This is a genomic window from Bacillus cereus group sp. N31 (genome assembly GCF_016483245.1).
GTDB classification, from domain to species: domain Bacteria; phylum Bacillota; class Bacilli; order Bacillales; family Bacillaceae_G; genus Bacillus_A; species Bacillus_A toyonensis.
The window spans coordinates 26,457-40,174 of sequence record NZ_JAEHCH010000027.1 but is presented as its reverse complement, the minus strand read 5'-3'; the positions used below and the strand labels follow the sequence as shown (position 1 = coordinate 40,174).

Here is a 13,718-nt window from a genome sequence, read left to right as displayed (position 1 = left end):
CTTATTTATTCTCTTTTTTCTCTTGTGTCCCACAAATAATGGTTTCTAACTTTTCAAAGAGGCGCAACAAATCTTCTCGTTCTTGTAATTCTAATTGTGAAAAGTATTTTGCGATATGCTCATTACGAGCTGCCATCGCCTCTTTTACTGTATTTTTCCCCTTTTTCGTTAGCTCAATGACAACAACACGGCGATCGTTATCATCGTGATAACGCTCTACTAACTCATGATCAATTAAACGGTCGATCATTACTGTAATGGCGCTCGGTTTTACGTACATTTTCTCCGCCAATTGTGTCGCTCTTGAAGCTCCGTAATGATCTAAAATCTTTAAAATATAAAATTGCGGTGGTGTAAGTCCTGATGCTTGCATTTGTTCCAATAGCTCTGTTTGCATTTTCTTTCCTATAGCGAATGTAAGAGCTTGAATCTTATCAATATGAGTCATATCATTTGGCATGTTATCCACCTCTTATTTAAACAATAAAATATTTAACGTATTTAAATATTAATCCCACGAACAAAATCCGTCAATACCTTTTATTCATAAAAACGTTTACATTTTTGTCACAAAGTTGTATAATTTTCGTCGAAGTTAATATTGACAGTCACGGAGAATCGGAGTATACGGCTATGAATCATAAAAAAGGGAACTTTTTTATATTTCATGGCCTTTTTATATTCTCTCTGTCTTAAACGCTTCCAATTAATTAGGGGAGGATTTTCATTTTATGTTTTTCACACAATTATTTAAACCTGCGCCCCATGCAGAACGCTTACCAGCTGATCGCATTGATAGCGAATACCGTAAATTACGTTTACAAGTATTTTTAGGTATCTTCATCGGTTATGCAGGTTACTACTTTGTTCGAAAGAACTTTTCACTAGCAATGCCATACTTAATTGAACAAGGCTTTAGTAAAGGGGAACTTGGGGTTATCCTTTCAGCAGTATCTATCGCTTACGGATTAAGTAAATTTCTTATGGGTATCGTATCCGACCGTTGTAATCCTCGCTACTTTTTAGCAGCTGGGCTATTTTTATCAGGTATCATTAATATTATTTTCGGCTCATTTTCTTTCATTACAACAAGCATTATACTTATGTTTGTACTTCAGTTTTTAAATGGATGGGTACAAGGGATGGGATGGCCTCCTTGTGGTCGTACGATGGTTCACTGGTTCTCTATTAGTGAACGTGGTACAAAAATGTCTATTTGGAACGTCGCTCATAACGTCGGCGGCGCACTTATGCCTTCTCTCGTTACATTAGGCTTATACTTCTTTGCAAATGACTGGAAAAGTATATTTTACTTCCCAGGTATTCTTTCAATTTTAGTTGGTATTTATGTATTAATTACGATGAGAGATACACCCCAATCTTGTGGATTACCTTCTATTGAGGAACATACTGGCGAATATCCATCAGGTGAAAAAGTGAAAGATCGCGAACGCGAACTTTCGGTAAAAGAAATTTTATTTAAATACGTACTAAACAATAAATTTTTATGGTACATCGCTATCGCGAACGTTTTCGTATATTTCGTACGTTACGGCGTTGTAGACTGGGCTCCTACTTATTTAGTAGAGGAAAAAAGCTTTACTCATAGTAGCTCACGTACAGCTTACGCTCTATATGAATGGGCTGGTATTCCAGGTACACTTCTTTGCGGATGGATGAGTGATAAACTATTTAAAGGACGCCGCGCACCTGCTGGTATTTTATTTATGGTCGGTGTATTCATTGCCGTTCTTGTTTACTGGCTAAATCCTGCTGGTCACCCAATCATTGATAGTATCGCACTTGTTTCCATTGGATTTTTAATTTACGGACCTGTTATGCTAATTGGTCTTCACGCACTTGACTTAGCACCAAAGAAAGCTGCTGGAACTGCAGCAGGCCTAACTGGTTTCTTTGGTTACCTAGGCGGAGCTACTTTTGCTAGCGCAGCTATGGGCTTTATTGTAGATGCATTCGGATGGGATGGCGGATTCATTTTATTACTTGTATCTTGCGTACTTGCAATGTTCTTCCTTGCCCTTACTTTAAATACAGGATCTGCAAAGTCAAAACAAGCTTAAACAAAATATAAATATGTAAACAAACATAAAAATAGCTCTTAGCGTTTATTCTATATGCTAAGAGCTATTCTTTATTTACAGCACTTTTCTTACTAGCTATAACAATCAATTCCTTCCCTACTATAAAATTAAAAAATTTGATGAAATACCTTTATTAATACAGCTAACGTAACAGATGCAGCAAATCCCCCTAAACAAATTAAGCTTACCCCTTGACTATATGATAAATTTTGAAATGATTTCATACCTTCCATCCTCCCTATCTCCCCTTTGATACTTTTATTTTACCAATGGGAAAATTTTCATAACATCGATTTTCCTAACAACAAACTTACAAATTTGTAAGTTAACATCTTTTCAACTTATATATCTAGTATTTCCACAAAAGGATGTCATTTATACATAAAAAAAGACCTCGGGTATCCCAAAGTCTTAGTTACGTGCTATTTCATTTTATTTTATAATCATTACTGGACATTTCACTCGTTTTGCTATTTTATGACTTACGCTACCAAGCATCATTTCTTGTAATGTATTTAATCCTCTGCTCCCAGCAATAACAAGATCTATATCCCCTGTATTTACATATTGAACGAGCGTATCACCAGGATCACCATGCAGAATCGTAAATTTATAAGAAATCTTCTCTTCCTTTAATAATCCTTCAATCTCTTTTAATTTATCTTTCCGACTAGCTGATATTGTTTCAAAATCTGTTTGTCCGTGTATAATATCTGATTTTGCTGTTCTATTATCTACGACATATACAATTTCAACATTTGCTTCTTCACTACATTTTGCAATATGTATTGCATGCTCCGCTGCCCGAAGTGCATGTTCAGAACCATCACATGCTAATATAATTTGTTTGTACATATGCTGAATCCCCTTTTCGTTATCCTACTCGTATTATATAATAAAGCCCCCTAAAAAGGAGGCTTTTAACTAGCAATTCTTTTATTATAAGTTGCTAAATTTGCAACAAGTTTTGAGCTACGTTCATTTAATCCCGTTATACTTACTTTCACACCACTTTGTTCATACTTCATGATAACTTTATCAATTGCGGCCACTGCTGAATCATCCCATACGTGTGCATGAGTAAAGTTCATTTCAATTTCTTTTACATCTTCATTAAATGAAAAAGCATTTATAAAATCTGCCGTAGATGCGAAGAATAGTTGGCCATGAATTTCGTATATTTTCTTATTTTCAATATATAAATGTTTCACGTGAATCTTTGCCATGTTGAATGCAAATAAAACAGCACTAATTACTGTCCCGATAATCACGCCTAATCCTAGATTGTGGGTGATAAGAACAACGACAACCGTTACGATCATGACGAACGCATTTCCTTTTGGCACTTTATGAATCGTCGCTACAGAGTTCCAATCAAATGTTCCAATTGAAACCATAATCATAACTGCAACTAAAGCTGCCATCGGAATATGAACAACATAATCACCTAAAACAAATAGTAATACGATTAAAAATCCGCCCGCTACAAATGTTGATAAACGCCCTCGTCCACCTGACTTAATGTTAATAACAGATTGGCCAATCATTGCACATCCTGCCATTCCTCCGAAAAATCCAGCAACAATGTTCGCAATCCCTTGTCCACGTGCCTCTTTATGTTTATTACTTTCCGTATGCGTCATATCATCTAAAACTGAAGCTGTTAATACTGATTCTAGTAAACCGATAATTGCAAGCATAACTGCATAAGGTAAAATAATCCCTAATGTCTCAAGTGTAAAAGGCACGTCAGGAATACTAAAGAACGGTAATTCTTTCGGCAGGCTTCCCATATCTCCTACTGTTTTCAAATGTAATCCGCTCATAAGTGCAATACTCGTCACAATAATAATTGAAATAAGCGTAGACGGCACAGCCGTTGTAATACGTGGAAATAAATATATAATTGCAAGTCCTAATACAACGAGTGCATACATTTGCCAAGTTGCATTTTTAAAATGTGGCAATTGCGCTGTAAAAACTAAAATTCCAAGTGCATTTAAAAAACCACTCATAACAGATTTCGGAACAAACTTCATAAATGAGCTCAGTTTGAACACGCCAAAAATAATTTGGACAATACCTGTTAATATTGTCGTAGCAAATAAATATTGCAAACCATGATCTTTAACGAGCGTTACCATTAATAATGCCATTGCACCTGTTGCAGCTGAAATCATTCCAGTTCTTCCGCCAACAAATGAAATGGTAACTGCAATACAAAAGGCGGCGTATAGTCCAACTGTCGGATCCACGCCTGCAATAACAGAGAAGGCTATCGCTTCAGGGATTAATGCTAAAGCAACGACAATTCCTGATAACACGTCCCCTCTCACATTAGAAAACCAGTCATTTTTTATCGTTTGAAACAAAATACCACTCCTCTACTCCTTTATAATTTGATTTTCTCCATAAGAAAATCTAGCCGACTGCACGAAGGCTATTATATAACGAGTAAAGGATATTACGCTATGTAAAAGTTTCCTAAAAAAAGACGCTATCTTCATAGCGTCTTTTCTCGTTTCATTAATGTCCACCGTGACCTTGACCACTTTCTTGAACAATCTCTAATCTCTCATCTAATATTCCTTGTGTTTCAAATGAAATATTACTCGTACTACCTAAAAGGAAACCATGGTTATATGGTCCCAGTGTTGGGTCATCTTTAAACTTCGGCTGAATACTAGCAAGGAAGTCATAAACTGGTTGTGAAGCTTTACCTTCCTCTAGCAAGACAACAGGTGCGTGTTTACCCATATGTGAAAACGGTGCTCCTGCAATTGCTAAGTCTGGTGTTTCGCTTGAAACAAATGATAAACCGTGACCTGGTTTTGTGAATCCCCAGCCGAACTTTGTTTTTTCATCTTTAAACTTCGCAAATGCGATAGAATTTTCTAGTGGAGTCTCTCCACTAATACGCGTTACTTTCCCATATTTACTTAACTCTCGTTCTACTTCTTTTGAAACGATTTTCTCTGGTCCTAACACATATATATTCGCTTTATCTTTTCTCATCTTTAACGCCTCAATTGTCGCTTCTGGCACTTTATTCTTTTCTGTATAGAGTAGTGGCTCTGGCATATGAGAAATCCAGTTTACAGCTGGTGTTGTATACAAACGTCCTTCTTCTTCAGACGAACCGACAATAACGCTATTTGGATAACTTCCTGTTATATCGGCATATTCTTTATCAACATCTTTAGCAAATATAGCTGGATCCGTCTCTTTTATTTGCTTTACTTTATATTCTTTTAATTGCTCAAGGATAGATGCACCTACATCCCCCATCACCATAATTTGTATTCCATCTTTCGTTCCGAGCGGATTTAATCGTTTTATTTCTTTTAACGTCATTTCAGGTACCTTTTCTTTTTCTATAAATAAAATCGGCCCATTATTCGGATGGTGAATAAGATCCGCACTCGCAATACCTAATTGCCACTCATTTACTGGTACTAAAATAATAGCGCCTGGCTGATTCTCTTTATGCGTTGCTGGCCATATCGTTTGCGAAGTTAGTACTGCCATTTGCAATGGATCATTTGTATTTAATCTCGTTACGTTTTTTAAACTTGTCGTTAATAAATCATTCGATGCCCCTTTATTCATTTCTTTCGGCGCAGTTACCTCTTGATTCATTTTCGTTTCCTTTTGCTCTGTTTTCTTCTCTTTTGTAGATTCATGGTTTTTATGGTCTGTATTCGTTTGTCCGCATGCAGCAAGACCAACTGCTGTAATTATTGTTATCCCAAAAATTCGGGTCATTTTTTTCACTATACCGCCTCCGTATTAATCATTTTTGAGCCAATATGATTACCTAAAATGTAATTTCAACTCCACAATAACAAGCAATTCTGAAGAAATTATGCAGACACATCATAATCTGCACCATTTCTTCATGATTTTGCATTACACTTTAAGTAACGATTATAAATATGGAGGGCTCTCTATGATTGATATACTACTCGTAGACGATGAACCGAGAATGCTTGAATTATTAACACTTTATCTTACTCCAATCGGATATAACTGCGTATGTGCGACGTCAGGAGAAGAAGCTATTTTACATATAGAAAACCGAAACTTTAAATTTGTTTTACTCGATATTATGATGCCAAAGATGGACGGATGGGACACGTGCAAAAAAATCCGCTCATTTAGTAACATTCCTATTATTATGGTTACCGCTCGTGATCAAACAGTAGATGTCGTCCAAGGATTAAAACTCGGAGCGGATGATTACGTAACAAAACCTTTCCATGAAGAGGAACTTTTCGCAAGAATTGAAGCTGTTTTAAGGCGCACAAATGAACATAAACAAATCCAATATCACGGCATTCTATGGGATGAGGCGAAGCACTTTGCTTCTGTATATAATGAAGAACTTCTTCTCACACCAATCGAATTCTCTTTACTCGGATTATTTTTACGCCATGTAAATTATGTATTAAGCCGTGATCAGCTCATTGAACGAATTTGGGGATTAAACACAAATACCGAAGATCGCACAGTCGATTCACATATTCGTAATTTGCGTGATAAATTGCGAAAAGCAAATTTCCCTATTGATCATCATTTAAAAACTGTGTACGGGGTAGGTTACAGGTGGGTTGATACCGAATATTTAGGAGCGAAACGATGAAGCGAATTTCTATTCAATTCGGATTTTATTTTTTAATTGTTACACTTTTAATCGAAAGCGTCCTCTTTGTTTTGCTCTATTATAGTCTTGTAAACAATAGAGTGAATGAAGAAATGACTGCTCTATTAAAACGAGGAAATAGTCATCGAGATGTACTTGAAAAATATTATGATAAACAAACAATCTCTCACGTTGCATTAATGGAGTCTGAAGCTGAAACTACTGTTGTTATTACAAATGCAAATAAAGCAGTACTAGCTAAATCTAACGAAATAAACACGACTATAAAAAATCATATTAGTGGAATGCAAACTCGAACCGACCATAACGGAGCTATTATAGAAAATCATTGGAAAACATCTAATTATATTTGTACAGTTAGCCCCATTGTAGTAGGTGGAAAACATGAGGGCTATGTGTACATGTTTCTTGGAACTGAATCAATTGAAGAGATGGTTAATAGGCTAACAAAACAATTCATTATTGCCGGTATCATCACATTTCTACTAACAGTCATCACCATTTTTCTATTATCCCGTTTATTAACAAAGCCATTGTTACACATGAAACATGCCACTGAAAAAATGAGTAAAGGTGATTTATCCGTTTCATTAACGACTACTCGAAATGATGAAATTGGTGAACTCGCACAATCTATTCAAACGCTCGCAAATGATTTACATTATATGAAAACGGAAAGAAGTGAATTTCTAGCAAGTGTTGCTCACGAATTACGTACACCTTTAACATACGTAAGAGGTTACGCTGACATTGCCTTAAAAGACAGCACACCTCCTGAACAACGTTTACGATATTTATCTATTATAAAAGATGAGTCTGATTATATTACGAACTTAGTTCAAGATTTATTTTCACTCGCTCAAATGGAACAACATAACTTTTCTATTCATGTAAACGAGGTACAATTACACACCTTCCTTACTCGCATAGCCGAAAAAGTAAATGCAATGTATAAAGAAAGACACATTAAAGTTTCTTTCACTTGTCCTCCTACACTGTTAGTCAACTTAGATGAACAGCGATTCGAACAAGTGATAGTGAACATTTTAAATAACGCTTATAGACATTCAAAAGAGCATTCTCATATCAACATTTCTGTTACAGAAGAATATAAGCATATTTCCATCACCATTGAGGACGACGGTGAAGGTATTCCCCCTGAAGACCTTCCTCACATTTTCGACCGCTTTTATCGTGTTGATAAAGCAAGAACACGAGCTACAGGTGGAACCGGTTTAGGGCTTTCTATCGTAAAGGAAATCGTAGAACTACACGGCGGGAATATTACAGTCATAAGTGAAGTTGATCATGGATCTTGTTTTACAATTTCATTGCCATCGATAAAGAAACACGACTACTATGAGTAGTCGTGTTTCTTTATCCTTTAAGATTTCACTTTATAATATAGATTTACAAACTGTCCAAAACGTTTCGTATCCGTTAAAGTTAAATTGATTTCCGGGTTCTTGTCTTGAAATAACGGAACTCCAGAACCTAATATATGCGGTGTAATCGTGACAACATATTCATCAATTAGATTATTCTTAAAGAACTCTCTTAATAAACTCCCTCCACCAACCATCCATATTTTAGATCCTTCCTGCTCTTTCAACCTTTTCGTAAACTCCGCTACATCTTCATTTACAAACTCCACGTGTTCGTTTGAACCTTTTTCCGAGTTAGAAAAAACATAACATTTTTTATCTACATACGGGAATGTTTCCGTATGCTCTACTACATAATCGTACGTTCTTTTTCCCATAATTATTGTATCAATCGTTTCGTACATTTCTGTATAACCGTTGTCTCCCTCTCCTTCCGTTTCCATTAACCACTGTAAATCATCATCTTCTTTCGCAATAAATCCATCTAAGCTCGCCGCAATAAATAAAACAATTTCACGTGACATATTTTTTCCTCCTTACGTTTCATCTTGATAAAATTATGATGTAAGCAATATACTAACAGTAAAACATGACAATTAATGTCATATTAAAAAGAAACAGGTGGTATATTTGTCAAAAGCTAAACGCTTATTAGATATTCTTATATTTGCTTCTGCGAAAAAAACATTTACAGCGCAAGAAATAGCTGATGAATTTAATATTTCCGTTCGTACTGTTCATAGATACATTTTAGATTTAAGTGATATGGGGTTACCTATTTATGCTGAACAAGGTCGTAACGGAGGATATAAAGTATTAACGAATAGGGTCATTCCGCCTATTTTATTTACCGAAGAAGAAGCCGTATCCATCTTTTTTGCTTTTCAATCTTTAAGCTACTATCAAGACTTGCCTTTCAATACAGAAATCAATTCTGTTACTCATAAACTGTATAGCTCTCTCCAAAACGATGCGAAAGCGAAAGTTGATAAAATCCGCTCTTATATCGCCTTTTGGAATCCTAAGAGAACAATTGATACACCACTTTTAAAAGAAGTGTTAACAGCGGCTATTGAAAATAAAAATTTACACTTTCAATACGAATCTAAATCAGGGATAAAAACAAAACACGTTCACCCTATCGGTGTATATGCTCACGATGGTTTATGGTATTTGCCATCCTATGACTTTAGCAGGCAGAAAGTATTACTGTATCGTATTGATCGTATTCTTTCTATACTATACACGGAAGAAAACGAAGATACTTTTATGAATTTAGAAGAATGGTTTGCCTCTAGCTCTAACGTAATAAACATTCCTACTCAGTTACATGTTTTACTCACAACAGAAGGCGTACGCCAATGTAAAAGCGTTCCTTACCTTGAAGAGTTCGTTGAAGTAAACGAAGATGGGACGGGGTATATACATTCAACAATTGATAAAGGTGAAATTCATTTTATTACGCCTTTATTTTATAGACTAGGAAAAGATGCAAGAGTTTTAGAACCGAGAGAATTGATAGATGGTTTACGTATACGTGCGAAAGAAATTGTAAATATGTATGAAAATTAAAAAGCTGCTAAATATAAGCAGCTTTTTAGTCTAGTTATTCCTATTGTTTTATTATTGGCGAATATCGAACCACCAACGATTTTTCGCATTCATATTCTCCGTCCCACTAAACCCACTGTAACGGAAAGCATCAAGGAAAATTGAATCTAGCTTATCCTCATCTACAAAATAACCTAAGTTAACTTTTACCGTTTGTCCTGGTCGGATACTGCCAATATTGTAAAAGCTTTTCCCTTCTCCGTGAGGTTCTAAATAATCAACTTCGCCTGTCATAATATTTTTTTCCGCAATTCCATCTCTTTCAGCGTAGTTCCATGCATTACCTTCAGATTTAAGCAACTTTATGGATGGGTGCATATAAATTTCTTCCGTCGACTTTTTACCAATATTTCTCACTTTTGTTATTAAGTAAACAAATTTAGGATTAACTAATTTTGATTCTACTAGTTTATCAATTGAATCTTTACCATTTCCGAGTTTATATTCATCCCGTCTGTATGGTAGCAATTCTCCTATCTGATTTAAAGCCTTATTCTTGCTTAGTATTTCTAAGCCAAGTTCATTAAAGTTTTCTTGTTTAAAATCTTTGATTGAATCGAAGACTTCAACTTTTTCTATCACATATTCAATTTGGCTGTTATCCATGATTATAGTTACTGGAGCCTTTTGCCCTATATGAAATAGTCGTTTGCTATCTTTTTTCAAAGGAATCACCTTAGTTTTTTTAGGTTCATCTGCTTTGCTAAAACGATTTTCATCATATTCTACTATATGTGATGCCTTTTCTTTTGACGTAGGCTCAAGTGAAATGCTCCCTAACACTTCCATCATTTGTTCTTCGTTTACATCGGATCCAATATAACTTTCTAACATAATCCCTTCTTTCTCAAAAAAGAGAAAGACCTTTCTGTCAAACATTACATTGTTGTTTCCTGTTTCTTTATGGACAATTACTGCTTTCCTACCATTTATCTCTTTTTCTTCGTAACTTTTCGAATACAGAGTTTGAAAATCTGTATTTTCCCCTACCCTCCGAAGAGCGAATGAAAATCCCCCCATTGCGTAGTTATCTTTAAATGAATATTTCATAGCACTGTCATCAATTGCTTCCATATTTTCTGGCAATTTACCAATCTTCAACTTATACCACTTATCACTCTTTTTCGAATCCTTATTTGTTACTGAAACATTTACTTCGTAATTTTGTTTTTGGACAATCATATTATAGACTTTCACTGCCCCAAAAACTGTTGTCGGCATGCCAATCAATAAGCAAGCAGCAGCGATTAACATACGATGTTTTTTACGCTTTTTCTGCGGTTGTCCATCTTTCAGCTGCATTTCCTCCATAAACAATTTCTTTTTGCGCGTATATGTATGTGAAAATTCATGCTGTTCTTCGAGTTTATCAAAATCATCTAAAGCAATTTTTTCAGCAAGTTCATATATTTCTTTGGAGTTCTTTGAATTCGTCATGTTGTATACCTCCTATCATATTTTGAACTCGTTTTCGAGCGCGTTCAAACTGCTTACGGACATTGGCCTCCGTTATCCCCATGACACTTGAAATTTCTTGATACGTTAAGTTATAGAAGACTTTGTACTTAAACACCTGTCTGTTCGATTCATTTAACTCTTTTAGCAATGTATCAATTTGAACCTCAGACATTTTACGTTTTTCCCACTCTTCAATATTTTCATCTACTGCTTCTATTGATTCTCTTTCATATTCTTCTAAAAATGTTTCATGTCGTTTATTTTTCCGGTAACTATCAATCGCCTTGTTTTTCGCGATCCTCAAAATGTAGCGTTTAAGCTCTTGAGTAGCCAAGCTATGGAGCTTTTCCAAGTTCTTATAAAGAGTAATAAACGTCTCTTGAACCGCATCTTCAGCCTGCTGAATATTATTTAAAATAGAATAAGCCACATAATAAATTTTTTGTTCGTACAACTCATATAGCTCTTCCATCTTTTCATAATCGTTGTTTGTAACTTTCATATAATTCCTCCTCTCACTCTATATAACGAATGAGCACTATACTTTGTGACACTGCAAAATCTTTTTATAGATAAAATTTAATAATAGAATAAACAAAAGCCCGATTTCTCTATTTTAACTGAGAAATTGGGCTTTTGTTTATTCGAATTTTCCTGACTGTTCCATTTTATTAAAAACATAAAAACGTGAGAGCCGTAGTCTCACGTTTTTATGTTTCACCCTATTAATTCAATCGTTTCCGTAACCTTTATACTATCTTTTACAGATTGAACAATCGTACAATTTTTCACTGCAAGTTGCAGCGCCTTGTCCAACTGCTCTTCTGTAATGTTTTCTGCTTTAATTTTATAATGTAAATGAACACTTTCAACTGGTTTTGATAAAGCTTCACTTCTCTCAATTTCAGCTTCAATTGTAAACGTATCGTATGTAATACGTTTCTTTTCTAAAATTGTTCGGAAGACAATTGCACTACATCCTGCGATAGAAGAAATGAGTAATTGTAACGGTGAATACCCGTTTTCTTTTCCAATCGCTAATTGACCATACGATAAATCTGCTTCTATATCATCGTGTTTGATTGTTAGTTTCATTTGTTTTTTCCATCTCCACTTTCATCGGTTTCTTCCGTTTCTTACTCATATAATAATATATGTAGCAGAAAATGATAAATGGAATACCACAGTATAACGCCATTCTTTGCTCAGGAATAAACGCTAAACTAATAACAACGATACTATTTGTAATTAAAGCTAAAATTGGAACAATCGGGTATAGTGGTGTTCTATACTTTAAGTCCTCTAACTTTCCTCCACCTTTTATATACTGACTTCTAAAGCGAAGTTGCGATAGAGCAATAATGATCCAACTTGAAACAGCCGATAAACCAGCTATCGATAATAAGTACATGTATACTGTATCTTCTGCAAGGAAACTTGTGAATAGAGATAATCCAGCTACCGCAATCGTTACGACTAGTGCTGTAATTGGAATACCACGCTTATTTACTTTCTGGAAAGATGTTGGTGCCATTCCTTCATTCGCAAGTGACCATAATATACGAGTTGCCGCATATAATCCTGAATTCGCTACAGATAGTAACGCTGTAATAATAACGAAGTTCATAATATCAGCTGCGTATGGAATACCGATTTTATCAAATACGACTACAAATGGACTTTCAATTACCCCTGCTTCTTTCCAAGAAATTAATCCTACTAAAATCGTCATTGTTAAAATGAAGAATAACATAATGCGCCATACTGTATTACGGATCGCACGTGGAATTGTTTTTTCTGGATTTTCACTTTCTCCTGCTGCAATCCCGATTAACTCTGTTCCTTGGAATGAGAAGTTAACTGTAATCATTGTAAGTAATACGGCAGCTAGTCCATTCGGGAAAAGCCCACCATCGCTTACGAAGTTAGAGAAAAGAGGTGCCGCTTCTTTTCCATCGTATGGTAAAAATCCTAGTAATGCACTACCACCAAGTAGAACGAATGCAATAATTGTAACTACTTTAATACTAGAGAACCAAAACTCTAATTCAGCGTAACTTTTCGCTGAGATAGCGTTTGAAGCATATAAAATAACTCCGAATACGAGACACCATACCCAAACATCAACAGTTGGAAACCATCTTTTCATCATTAAACCGATCGATGTTAATTCCAGTCCTACTGTTACTGCCCAGCCAAGCCAATATAGCCAGCCGATCATAAAGCCTGTTCCTGGTCCAATAAACTTCGTCGCATACTTTTGGAAAGACCCTGAAACTGGCATTGCTACTGTTAGTTCTCCAAGACAAAGCATTGTTAAATACATAATAAATCCGCCCACTAAATATGAAAGGATGGCCCCCCCTGGTCCAGCCTGATTAATAGTGTAACCTGAACCTAGAAAAAAACCAGTTCCGATTACACCACCAAGTGCGATCATAAATAAATGTCTACTCTTCATCGTACGATGTAATTTCTCATTTGTTGGTTGCTGCATCT

General features: G+C 35.4%; 14 protein-coding genes. 4 read left to right on the top strand and 10 right to left on the bottom strand.

The window, feature by feature from the left end:
* Position 1 precedes the first annotated feature (1 nt).
* Positions 2–460, bottom strand: coding sequence for a MarR family winged helix-turn-helix transcriptional regulator (locus JDS81_RS24895; protein WP_001132370.1), 459 nt, complete (start codon positions 458–460; stop codon positions 2–4).
* A 271-nt stretch (positions 461–731) separates the two neighbouring features.
* On the opposite strand from JDS81_RS24895, the gene glpT reads away from it, so the two are divergent.
* Complete coding sequence (glpT, locus tag JDS81_RS24890; RefSeq protein ID WP_000466380.1) at positions 732–2,081, top strand: glycerol-3-phosphate transporter; 1,350 nt, start codon at positions 732–734, stop codon at positions 2,079–2,081.
* Between the two features lie 128 nt (positions 2,082–2,209).
* Here the strand turns inward: glpT and JDS81_RS24885 are convergent, their stop codons facing one another.
* The 4 genes from JDS81_RS24885 to JDS81_RS24870 form a co-directional block, all read right to left on the bottom strand.
* Complete coding sequence (locus JDS81_RS24885; RefSeq protein ID WP_000834733.1) at positions 2,210–2,326, bottom strand: DUF4027 family protein; 117 nt, start codon at positions 2,324–2,326, stop codon at positions 2,210–2,212.
* A gap of 208 nt (positions 2,327–2,534) precedes the next feature.
* Complete coding sequence (locus JDS81_RS24880) at positions 2,535–2,957, bottom strand: universal stress protein (protein WP_000277986.1); 423 nt, start codon at positions 2,955–2,957, stop codon at positions 2,535–2,537.
* 65 nt (positions 2,958–3,022) lie between these two features.
* Complete coding sequence (locus JDS81_RS24875) at positions 3,023–4,474, bottom strand: SulP family inorganic anion transporter (RefSeq protein WP_097954888.1); 1,452 nt, start codon at positions 4,472–4,474, stop codon at positions 3,023–3,025.
* A 154-nt stretch (positions 4,475–4,628) separates the two neighbouring features.
* On the bottom strand, positions 4,629–5,876 hold the full coding sequence (locus JDS81_RS24870) for a cell wall-binding repeat-containing protein (protein ID WP_097954887.1): 1,248 nt from the start codon (positions 5,874–5,876) through the stop codon (positions 4,629–4,631).
* 175 nt (positions 5,877–6,051) lie between these two features.
* Between JDS81_RS24870 and JDS81_RS24865 the strand changes: the two genes are divergently transcribed.
* Together JDS81_RS24865 and JDS81_RS24860 are read left to right on the top strand one after the other, a co-directional pair.
* Positions 6,052–6,744 (top strand): response regulator transcription factor, encoded by a 693-nt coding sequence (locus JDS81_RS24865; protein WP_097954886.1) that lies wholly within the window; start codon positions 6,052–6,054, stop codon positions 6,742–6,744.
* Positions 6,741–8,132, top strand: coding sequence for a sensor histidine kinase (locus JDS81_RS24860; RefSeq protein WP_097954885.1), 1,392 nt, complete (start codon positions 6,741–6,743; stop codon positions 8,130–8,132). The genes JDS81_RS24865 and JDS81_RS24860 overlap by 4 nt, the downstream gene beginning before the upstream one ends.
* 17 nt (positions 8,133–8,149) lie before the next feature.
* Here the strand turns inward: JDS81_RS24860 and JDS81_RS24855 are convergent, their stop codons facing one another.
* The gene (locus tag JDS81_RS24855; RefSeq protein WP_097954884.1) at positions 8,150–8,674 is read right to left on the bottom strand and encodes a dihydrofolate reductase family protein; all 525 of its coding nucleotides are present in this window, start codon (positions 8,672–8,674) and stop codon (positions 8,150–8,152) included.
* Positions 8,675–8,780: 106 nt separating this feature from the next.
* Here JDS81_RS24855 and JDS81_RS24850 point away from each other — a divergent pair, with 106 nt between their 5' ends.
* A complete protein-coding gene (locus tag JDS81_RS24850) occupies positions 8,781–9,722 on the top strand; it encodes a helix-turn-helix transcriptional regulator (RefSeq protein WP_097954883.1) in 942 nt (313 codons plus the stop codon).
* A 51-nt stretch (positions 9,723–9,773) separates the two neighbouring features.
* Here JDS81_RS24850 and JDS81_RS24845 read toward each other — a convergent pair whose 3' ends face one another.
* The 4 genes from JDS81_RS24845 to JDS81_RS24830 all read right to left on the bottom strand — a co-directional run bounded on the left by JDS81_RS24845 (position 9,774) and on the right by JDS81_RS24830 (position 13,716).
* Positions 9,774–11,198, bottom strand: coding sequence for a DUF4367 domain-containing protein (locus tag JDS81_RS24845; protein ID WP_097954882.1), 1,425 nt, complete (start codon positions 11,196–11,198; stop codon positions 9,774–9,776).
* Complete coding sequence (locus JDS81_RS24840; RefSeq protein WP_000869268.1) at positions 11,164–11,721, bottom strand: RNA polymerase sigma factor; 558 nt, start codon at positions 11,719–11,721, stop codon at positions 11,164–11,166. Before JDS81_RS24840 ends, JDS81_RS24845 begins: the two co-directional genes overlap by 35 nt.
* A gap of 215 nt (positions 11,722–11,936) precedes the next feature.
* Entirely contained in the window at positions 11,937–12,314 is a 378-nt protein-coding gene (locus JDS81_RS24835; RefSeq protein ID WP_097954881.1) for an OsmC family protein, read from the bottom strand.
* Positions 12,289–13,716 carry an amino acid permease gene (locus tag JDS81_RS24830; RefSeq protein ID WP_097954880.1) on the bottom strand — a complete coding sequence of 476 codons (1,428 nt, stop codon included), beginning with the start codon at positions 13,714–13,716 and terminating at the stop codon, positions 12,289–12,291. Before JDS81_RS24830 ends, JDS81_RS24835 begins: the two co-directional genes overlap by 26 nt.
* Positions 13,717–13,718: the final 2 nt, after the last annotated feature.

Excerpts from the sequence above, each read along its gene's own strand:
- JDS81_RS24880 (WP_000277986.1), bottom strand. The coding sequence starts at position 2,957 with ATGTACAAACAAATTATATTAGCATGTGATGGTTCTGAACATGCACTT.
- JDS81_RS24865 (WP_097954886.1), top strand. The coding sequence starts at position 6,052 with ATGATTGATATACTACTCGTAGACGATGAACCGAGAATGCTTGAATTA.
- glpT (WP_000466380.1), top strand. The coding sequence starts at position 732 with ATGTTTTTCACACAATTATTTAAACCTGCGCCCCATGCAGAACGCTTA.
- JDS81_RS24845 (WP_097954882.1), bottom strand. The coding sequence starts at position 11,198 with ATGACGAATTCAAAGAACTCCAAAGAAATATATGAACTTGCTGAAAAA.
- JDS81_RS24895 (WP_001132370.1), bottom strand. The coding sequence starts at position 460 with ATGCCAAATGATATGACTCATATTGATAAGATTCAAGCTCTTACATTC.
- JDS81_RS24855 (WP_097954884.1), bottom strand. The coding sequence starts at position 8,674 with ATGTCACGTGAAATTGTTTTATTTATTGCGGCGAGCTTAGATGGATTT.
- JDS81_RS24835 (WP_097954881.1), bottom strand. The coding sequence starts at position 12,314 with ATGAAACTAACAATCAAACACGATGATATAGAAGCAGATTTATCGTAT.
- JDS81_RS24840 (WP_000869268.1), bottom strand. The coding sequence starts at position 11,721 with ATGAAAGTTACAAACAACGATTATGAAAAGATGGAAGAGCTATATGAG.
- JDS81_RS24830 (WP_097954880.1), bottom strand. The coding sequence starts at position 13,716 with ATGCAGCAACCAACAAATGAGAAATTACATCGTACGATGAAGAGTAGA.
- JDS81_RS24860 (WP_097954885.1), top strand. The coding sequence starts at position 6,741 with ATGAAGCGAATTTCTATTCAATTCGGATTTTATTTTTTAATTGTTACA.
- JDS81_RS24885 (WP_000834733.1), bottom strand. The coding sequence starts at position 2,326 with ATGAAATCATTTCAAAATTTATCATATAGTCAAGGGGTAAGCTTAATT.